The following is a 7,524-nucleotide window of genomic DNA, read 5'->3' as shown; positions in this document are numbered from 1 at the left end:
CGTCATCAGCAACATTTTTCGGTGCTGCCGTATACTTTGAGAATTCCATTGAATAACTAGCACGACCTTGAGTCGCTGAACGAAGGTCATTTGCATAACCAAACATTTCTGCTAATGGAACATCTGCTTTCAATTGCTTACCATTTGGAAGATCTTCCATAGCGCCAACCAAACCACGACGTCTATTAAGATCACCCATGACATCACCCATGTATTCTTCAGGAGTTATAATTTCTACAGACATCATTGGCTCAAGTAATTGAGGGTTAGCTAATCTAACACCTTCTGCTAAACATTTAGAAGCTGCAATCTTAAACGCCATCTCATTTGAGTCAACGTCATGATATGAACCATCATAAACAGTCACTTTTAGATCAACTAGAGGGAAGCCAGCTAAAACACCATTTTCCATTTGCTCTTGAACACCTTTATTAACTGCAGGAATGTATTCCTTAGGAATAACACCACCTTTAATTTCGTCAACAAACTCATAACCTGCACCAGGCTCTTGAGGTTCTATACGTAAATGAACATGTCCATATTGTCCACGACCACCAGACTGCTTAGCGAACTTATGTTGGTGCTCAACTAACGTTGTAATTGCTTCACGGTAAGATACTTGTGGTGCGCCAACGTTACATTCAACGTCGAATTCACGCTTCATACGATCTACAATAATATCTAAGTGAAGCTCACCCATACCAGCAATAATAGTCTGACCAGATTCTTCATCTGAAGAGACACGGAAAGAAGGATCTTCAGCTGCTAATTTACCTAAAGCAATGCCCATTTTTTCTTGGTCAGCTTTAGTTTTAGGCTCAACAGCAAGTGCAATAACCGGCTCAGGGAATTCCATTCTTTCTAAAACGATTTTATCATCCATGCTACACAACGTATCGCCCGTTGTTACGTCTTTAAGACCAATAGCGGCAGCGATATCACCAGCACGAACTTCTTTAATTTCATCACGTTCGTTAGAATGCATTTGCACCATACGACCAATACGTTCTTTTTTGCCTTTTGATGAGTTGTATACGAAATCACCAGCTCTAAGAACACCTGAATAAACACGGAAGAAAGTTAATGTACCTACGAATGGGTCAGTTGCAATTTTAAATGCTAATGCTGCAAACGGTTCGTCATCAGAAGCTGGACGAGGCGCTCTAGTTTCATCTTTATCATCTAAAATACCTTCAATCGGATCTACTTCCACTGGAGATGGCATATACATAATAATTGCATCTAATGCTGCTTGCACACCTTTGTTTTTAAAGGCTGAACCACAAAACATTGGAATAATTTGACTATTGATTGTTTGATGACGAATACCTTCTTTAATCTCATCATTAGTTAACTCACCTTCTTCAAGGTATTTTTCCATTAACACATCATTAGCTTCTGCAGCTGCTTCAACCATAGCTTCACGTTTTTCTTCAGCAAGATCTAGTAAATCTGCAGGAACATCTGTTGTTTCGTATGTAGCACCCTGGTCTTCTTCATTCCAGAAAATAGCCTTCATAGTGATTAAATCTACAACACCTTTAAAGTCCTCTTCAGCACCGATTGCAATCTGCATTGGCACTGGGTTGCCACCTAAACGAGTTCTGATTTGCTCACAAACACGCAAGAAATTTGCACCAGCACGGTCCATCTTATTAACGAAACCAATTCTTGGAACATTGTACTTATTAGCTTGACGCCATACAGTCTCAGACTGAGGCTCAACACCACCTACCGCACAAAATAAAGCCAATGCGCCGTCTAATACTTTAAGTGAACGTTCTACTTCAATGGTGAAGTCAACGTGTCCCGGAGTATCAATAATGTTGATACGGTGCTCTTCAAACTGTTCGTCCATGCCTTTCCACATACAAGTAGTTGCAGCAGAAGTAATGGTAATGCCACGTTCTTGCTCCTGCTCCATCCAGTCCATGGTTGCACCACCGTCATGTACTTCACCAATTTTGTGAGTACGTCCTGTGTACAAAAGTACGCGTTCAGTTGTAGTGGTTTTACCAGCATCAATATGCGCCATAACACCGACATTACGGTAGCGACTAAGTGGGTGATTTCTTGCCATTTTCTTAAATCCTTAAATCTAAATGTTCGATTACCAGCGGAAGTGTGCAAACGCTTTGTTTGCATCAGCCATTCTGTGTGTGTCTTCTTTTTTCTTAAATGCAGTTCCACGGTTTTGAACCGCGTCTAATACTTCGCCTGCTAATCTAAGCTTCATACCTTTCTCACCACGCTTACGTGAAGCCTCAATGATCCAACGCATTGCTAAAGCAATTTTACGTTCAGCTCTAACTTCGATCGGTACTTGGTAAGTTGAACCACCAACACGGCGAGATTTAATCTCAACCATTGGTCCAATGTTTTCTAGGGCTTGTTTGAATACTTCAATTGGCTCAGCATTACCTTTAGCTTCAATTGTATCTAACGCATCATAAACAATCTTCTCAGCTACTGATTTTTTACCATCTAACATTAAGATGTTTACAAACTTAGCCAATACTAAATCACCAAACTTTGGGTCTGGTAGGATTTCTCTTTTAGGAGCGGATCTTCTTCTCATAGGGTTTCTCTTGTTTTATATATTATTGTTATTTCTTAGGCTTCTTAGTACCGTACTTAGAGCGACCTTGCATTCTGCCATCAACACCAACGGTATCTAACGCTCCACGAACTGTGTGGTAACGAACACCAGGTAGATCTTTAACACGACCACCACGAATAAGAATCACTGAGTGTTCTTGTAAGTTATGACCTTCACCACCAATGTAAGTAGTAACTTCAGCTGAATTAGTAAGCCTTACACGAGCAACTTTACGTAATGCTGAGTTAGGTTTCTTAGGTGTAGTTGTATAAACACGAGTACATACTCCGCGTTTTTGAGGGCAGCTGTCTAATGCTGGCACGCCACTTTTAACAACCTTCTTTTTACGTGGATTACGTACCAATTGATTAACTGTTGACATATCGCTATTTCTCCAAATCTCTTTTAATTTAAGTAACTTACAGCCACCCGTTGTTTTTTCGGGGGCAATAAAGGGGTGAATTATACTGTGTTAGGGGCGCTTATGTCAATAAGTTTTAGGCCTTTTTCGTTAAGCTGTCTAATAAAAAATTACTAGCACGATTGAGCATTTCAAATACGTCATCAAATCGGCCTTCAAAATATGGATCAGGTACACTTTTTGTTTTATTGTTTGGAATGTTATCTAGCATCAAAGACAACTTATGTTGAAACTCCTTAGGGCACATATTTCTAATGTTGGACAAATTAGATTCATCCATAGCAAAGACATGATCATAATAATAAAAATCACTCTGATGAACTTGGCGTGCTCGCTGACTAGATAAATCTACCTGATGCTTAGCCGCCGCTATTTGTGATCTTGAATCTGGTTTTTCACCTACATGATAAGCATGTGTCCCTGCTGAATCAATTTCAAATAAATCCTCAAGACCGCGCCTATCTACTTGCGACCTAAAGGCGCCTTCAGCAGTTGGTGACCTACAAATATTACCCATACATACGAATAAAATTTTAACTTTTTCGTCACTCATTGACTTTCATAATTGATAAAATCAAACATTATATCTATTGTAAAGTTACTCATGTTTGACACATCATTGAAATTTGATACTCAATTTAAGTTACATCTTGATAAAATCTTTATTGATAGCTGTAATTTAATTCAAATGGTTTAAGTTGTGATTAATAACACGGATTCTAGTAGTAACAATGTTGAAGTAAACTTCAAATTTTCTTTTCTTCAGCCACGTTATTGGTTAACCTGGATTGGACTTTCTATTTTCTTCTTAGTATCATTACTGCCTCAATCTTTAAGACATCTTATTGGTCGGTTTATTGGCCGTCTTATCTATTTTAGGAATAAAAAACGCCGTCATATCGTTTTAACAAATATCAAAATTGTATTTCCAACATTAAATAGTGATGCCCAGCATCAGCTTGCAAGGCAACATTTACAATGGTATGGTTGTGCCTTATTAGACTATAGCTTATTATTCTTTGCCTCCAGAAGACGTCTAAATAAACTAGTATGCATCGAGGGTAAGGAATTTATAGATCGAGCGATTGAGAAAAATCAAAGCGTAATAATCTTACTTGCCCATAGTGTTATGCTGGAGTTTGCCCCTATAGCTCTAAGCTTTAATTATGATTGTTATGGCTCTTACAAACAGTCTGGCAACCCTGTTATAAATTGGCTTATTACTAAAAGTCGCTGTCGATATGTCAAGTTCGTTATTTCACGCGAACAAGGGTTGCGTAAAATAATTAGAGAATTAATCCCAAAACAACTCCTTATCTTTTTACCTGATGAGGATCTTGGTAAAAAGAATTCAGTTTTTGCACCTTTTTTTGGCAAAGAAAAAGCGACGTTAACTACTCCTGCTCGTATTGCCAAACTAGGAAAAGCTGTTAGCTTGCCTTGCTTCTCTTATTATGATGAAGAAATATCAAAATATAAGGTGGTTATTACTTCTCCTATTGAAGAATATCCCAGTAGTAGTTCAGAGGATGATGCTTATAAACTTAATCATCATTTAGAGCAATTAATTAAACGACACCCTTCGCAGTATATGTGGCTGATGAAGCTTTATCGAACTCGACCTGATGGTAAAAATTCTTTATATTAAAATAATTCACAATACCATTACTAGCTTTAAGTGTTTTGTTAACTTCTTTGTGGAGGTATTGAGTAGGTGCCAACAACATGGGCTATTGGCTCTACTTCACCATCAGAATACAAAGTAACTTCGCCAACAACTAAAGATCTTCCCACTTTTATTAATGAACACTCACCAAGAATGTCTTTTTTTGATGAAGGTTTACGAAGAAAATTAATAGTTAAGCTTGTAGTTGCGATGAGTGGCACGAGTCCAATTTCACCAAGAATTGCTATATATAAGGCCACATCGGCAGTGGCCATCATAACTGGACCAGAGACTGTACCGCCAGGACGTAATTCATCAATTCCAACTTTATGTCTAACGCTAGCACTCCGATTTCCAACTTTATCAATGTAGCATTTTGTTTGAGGGAATTCTAATGCTAAGAATTCAGTTAGTTTTTCTTTAGAAAGCATAATTTACCTTTTACTTTTTTTGAGTCGCAGACTGTCATTCGCCTATTATATTGAATAATTACAATACAAAATATACTTATCTATTATGAGTCAACTGGTTAGTTATCTTTAATTTTTTCGTTACTCATCGAGTCTTATAATTGATAAAATCAACAACAATATTTATTATCAAAGTTAATTATGTCTAACACTTTATTAGAAACTGCCAAACAAGTTATCTTGATTGAGGCCGGCGCCGTAACTCAATTAGCCAATCAACTTGATCAGGGTTTTATTGATGCTTGTCACCTCATTCAAAATTGTACAGGCAAGGTGGTTTTAATTGGTATGGGTAAATCTGGCCATATTGGTAATAAAATTGCTGCAACCTTTGCTTCTACTGGAACGCCTGCATTTGCCGTACATCCTGGTGAAGCTGGACATGGCGATCTTGGTATGATTGAACAAAATGATGTTGCTATCTGCATCTCTTATTCGGGTGAGTCTGATGAAATCATGACACTTGTTCCTGTTATTAAGCGTTTGGGTGTTTCTATTATTAGCATGACTGGTAATCAAAACTCTTCAATTGGGCAAATTAGTGATGTTCATTTAAACGTAGGTGTTGAAAAAGAGGCTTGTCCACATAACCTGGCACCTACCTCTTCAACAACTGTAGCTCTAGCCATGGGTGATGCATTAGCTGTAAGCATTCTCACCAATAAAGGCTTTAGTCCAGATGATTTCGCCAGGTCTCATCCATCAGGCGCTCTTGGTAGAAGGCTGTTGACATTTGTTCATAATATTATGAAAACTGGCGATGAGATTCCAATGGTTAGCGCAGATACAAAACTACTAGATGCATTACTAGTAATGAGTCAAAAGGCATTAGGCATGGTACTTATTACAGACAATAATTATTTAGAAGGCATCTTTACTGATGGTGATTTACGCCGTGTATTAGAAACACATGCTGACATTCAAAATTTGCGAATTAAAGAGGTAATGGTGCCAAATTGTAAAACAATTCTTGCAGATAAACCTGCAATGGCTGCTGTTCAGATAATGGATGAATTTAATTTAAATTCTTTACCTGTAGTTGATGAGAACAACCAAGTCTTAGGCGCGATTAATACACACACGCTAATGCAAGCCAAAATTATCTAAATTACGGCGTCTTTTTCCTTTTCGACTGCGTTAAATTTTAAAAATATTTAGTTGTGTAGATTAACTACACGCCTTGCATATTTTTAAAATTTGCCTTGCGAAAAGTAATAATACTTGTAATTATTAATCAACCCATCAACCTTTCCACACCCCACCAAAATCCAATAAGTGCAATTAAGACTGAAACAGGTATAACGACCAGCTGTCGATAATTCCATCCCAAGACTCGTAAACTTTGAAGTAGTAAAACCACAACAGCCACAATCATGACTTGTGCCAATTCAACGCCCACATTAAAACCTATGAGTGTTGATAAGAATGATTCAGGCGATAACTCAAATTCTTGAAGCATACTAGCAAAGCCCAATCCATGAACCAATCCAAATAAAAAGACAATCACAGTTTTACGATTAATTGACTGCTTAGTTACTAGATTTTCTATTGCTACATAGGCAATAGAAAAAGCAATTAGCGGCTCAACAAGCCTTGCTGATACTTCTAACACTCCTATCATTGCTAAACCAAGTGTTAGCGTATGTGCCAAAGTAAAAGCACTGACCAATAATAATAATCGACGCCATAACAAAGACGAAAGCGCCATACCAATAATAAATAAAATATGATCCCATCCCAATGGAACAACATGATTAAAGCCAATGTCAATAAATTGGAAAAAACGCTGTGTATCGCTTTGAGACTCTGGATGGTCAATATTAATTACCCCACTAGGATCGCCTCCACGTAGCCATTGCCACTGACTCCAATTGTATTCATTTGCTTGGTATATCTGCCAGCGTAATGCACTATCCCCATGAATTTTTCCGTACTGCCAAGAGAGCGCTTTAGGCCATTCAGTAAGCTTTACTGTATAAGTAAGACTGGTTTTTCTAGGCCGTTTTTTATACCCAACAATATCAATATCAACTTGGGTTAAACTTAGTGATTGTTGCTCACTATTAACTTTTAATTGAAGGCTATTTAAAAACTCAGTTTCAAATGTTTTAAATTTTTGCTGTAAATTATTTGGCTCAAGTGCTCGCAATTCATCATAGCGATCTGAATCTGGGGAGTCGGTGGTATTCTTATATTGTGTACCGATACCTGCCATTGCCGCTTCAAGGCTTAAATCAATTCTCACCTCAAGTGTTTTATCTTCAAATATAGAAATTTCCACCAAGGCAGGTTTAACAACATCTGCTTGCGCAACTAAATTGGCCAATAACAGTAATAAAAATAAAAATTTCATCAAGCTCTTCTCATA

At 37.6% G+C, this 7,524-nt stretch carries 8 protein-coding genes; 2 read left to right on the top strand and 6 right to left on the bottom strand.

Going from position 1 to position 7,524, the window contains the following annotated elements; all coding sequences use genetic code 11:
* From fusA to N9Y32_05935, 4 genes are all read right to left on the bottom strand, one after another.
* Window positions 1-2,080: elongation factor G (gene fusA, locus N9Y32_05950; protein ID MDB2590552.1), on the bottom strand; the 2,080-nt coding region annotated here is incomplete at its 3' end.
* Window positions 2,081-2,110: 30 nt separating this feature from the next.
* The gene (gene rpsG, locus N9Y32_05945; GenBank protein ID MDB2590551.1) at window positions 2,111-2,578 is read right to left on the bottom strand and encodes a 30S ribosomal protein S7; all 468 of its coding nucleotides are present in this window, start codon (window positions 2,576-2,578) and stop codon (window positions 2,111-2,113) included.
* Between the two features lie 28 nt (window positions 2,579-2,606).
* On the bottom strand, window positions 2,607-2,981 hold the full coding sequence (gene rpsL, locus N9Y32_05940) for a 30S ribosomal protein S12 (GenBank protein MDB2590550.1): 375 nt from the start codon (window positions 2,979-2,981) through the stop codon (window positions 2,607-2,609).
* A gap of 115 nt (window positions 2,982-3,096) precedes the next feature.
* Window positions 3,097-3,573 carry a low molecular weight phosphotyrosine protein phosphatase gene (locus N9Y32_05935; protein MDB2590549.1) on the bottom strand — a complete coding sequence of 159 codons (477 nt, stop codon included), beginning with the start codon at window positions 3,571-3,573 and terminating at the stop codon, window positions 3,097-3,099.
* 147 nt (window positions 3,574-3,720) lie between these two features.
* On the opposite strand from N9Y32_05935, the gene N9Y32_05930 reads away from it, so the two are divergent.
* Complete coding sequence (locus N9Y32_05930; GenBank protein MDB2590548.1) at window positions 3,721-4,668, top strand: lysophospholipid acyltransferase family protein; 948 nt, start codon at window positions 3,721-3,723, stop codon at window positions 4,666-4,668.
* 38 nt (window positions 4,669-4,706) lie between these two features.
* Here the strand turns inward: N9Y32_05930 and N9Y32_05925 are convergent, their stop codons facing one another.
* A complete protein-coding gene (locus N9Y32_05925; protein MDB2590547.1) occupies window positions 4,707-5,117 on the bottom strand; it encodes a PaaI family thioesterase in 411 nt (136 codons plus the stop codon).
* Between the two features lie 180 nt (window positions 5,118-5,297).
* On the opposite strand from N9Y32_05925, the gene N9Y32_05920 reads away from it, so the two are divergent.
* Window positions 5,298-6,263, top strand: a complete 966-nt coding sequence (locus tag N9Y32_05920) for a KpsF/GutQ family sugar-phosphate isomerase (protein MDB2590546.1) — start codon at window positions 5,298-5,300, stop codon at window positions 6,261-6,263.
* 127 nt (window positions 6,264-6,390) lie between these two features.
* Here N9Y32_05920 and N9Y32_05915 read toward each other — a convergent pair whose 3' ends face one another.
* Entirely contained in the window at window positions 6,391-7,509 is a 1,119-nt protein-coding gene (locus N9Y32_05915; GenBank protein ID MDB2590545.1) for a HupE/UreJ family protein, read from the bottom strand.
* Window positions 7,510-7,524 lie beyond the last annotated feature (15 nt).

The organism is Candidatus Thioglobus sp., assembly GCA_028228555.1.
GTDB lineage: Bacteria > Pseudomonadota > Gammaproteobacteria > PS1 > Pseudothioglobaceae > Thioglobus_A.
This window is presented reverse-complemented; position numbering and strand designations above follow the sequence as displayed.

Bases quoted from the DNA above. Each gene is read 5' to 3' on its own strand.
- N9Y32_05935 (MDB2590549.1), bottom strand. From the start codon at position 3,573: ATGAGTGACGAAAAAGTTAAAATTTTATTCGTATGTATGGGTAATATT.
- N9Y32_05920 (MDB2590546.1), top strand. From the start codon at position 5,298: ATGTCTAACACTTTATTAGAAACTGCCAAACAAGTTATCTTGATTGAG.
- N9Y32_05925 (MDB2590547.1), bottom strand. From the start codon at position 5,117: ATGCTTTCTAAAGAAAAACTAACTGAATTCTTAGCATTAGAATTCCCT.
- rpsL (MDB2590550.1), bottom strand. From the start codon at position 2,981: ATGTCAACAGTTAATCAATTGGTACGTAATCCACGTAAAAAGAAGGTT.
- rpsG (MDB2590551.1), bottom strand. From the start codon at position 2,578: ATGAGAAGAAGATCCGCTCCTAAAAGAGAAATCCTACCAGACCCAAAG.
- N9Y32_05915 (MDB2590545.1), bottom strand. From the start codon at position 7,509: ATGAAATTTTTATTTTTATTACTGTTATTGGCCAATTTAGTTGCGCAA.